General features: G+C 48.0%; 1 protein-coding gene. It reads left to right on the forward strand.

The window, feature by feature from the left end; translation table 11 throughout:
* Window positions 1-1,035, forward strand: a 1,035-nt coding sequence (locus ACTRWF_RS19620; protein WP_462836102.1) for a Tn3 family transposase, incomplete at both ends; no start/stop codon positions are given.

A 1,035-nucleotide genomic window follows, 5' to 3' on the forward strand; every position in this document is an offset into this window, starting at 1 on the left:
CGAAGCCTGACACATGTGCTGCCAATACAAAAACAGGGAACTACTCATCAGGATGATTTACTGGCCATTCTGATTGCTAACGCCACTCACCGTGGTGTGTATGGTATGGCGCAGATCTCCGACCGCAGTTATGAACACCTGAGTACAGTACAGGCTAACTATATCCGACCTGAAACGCTGCATGATGCCAGCGACGTGATCAATAATGCGGTGGCTTCATTACCCATCTTCCGCCACTACCATATTCAGGAGGACCAGTTGCACGCCAGTGCGGATGGTCAGAAATTCGAAACCCATCTGGAAACGTTTAAAACCCGGTATTCCTCAAAGTACTTCGGTACCAATAAAGGGATCACGGCCATGACTCTGGTGGCCAACCACAGCGCCCTCAATGCTCGGATCATCGGCTCTAACGAGCATGAATCACACTATATTTATGATCTGCTGCAATCAAACAGCAGCGATGTCAAACCAGATGTGCTCTCGACAGATACGCACGGTGTCAATCATGTTAACTTCGCCTTATTGGATCTATGCAGTTACAGCTTTGCACCTCGATACGCGCAGTTCAATAGTGTCATCAACGATCTGTTTGATGTGACTGAAAGTGAACAAGGCAGCACCATACTGGCGCTAAAGAAGCCTATCAGAACGAATGTTATTACAACGGGATGGCAAGATATCAGGCGTATTGTTCTGTCACTTCAGACAAAGCGGACGACACAAGCAATGCTGGTGAGAAAGCTGTCTGGTTACCCTTCTGGACACCCAATATTACAGGCTCTGACGGAGTATAATCGACTGGTTAAAGCGCAATATTTACTTGACTACATCGACGATGCCAGTTTGCGGCAGTATGTGCAACGTGCCCTGAACCGGGGAGAAGCATGGCACTTCCTTAGACGAGCCATTGCGTCGGTGAATGGTGATCAGTTCCGTGGCAAAAACGAGTCTGAAATCGCTATCTGGAATGAATGCGCAAGATTGCTTGCCAACGCGATCATCTACTTCAACTCCGCGATACTGAGTCATCTT

The organism is Alteromonas sp. G5_S2_22_S1, assembly GCF_054968525.1.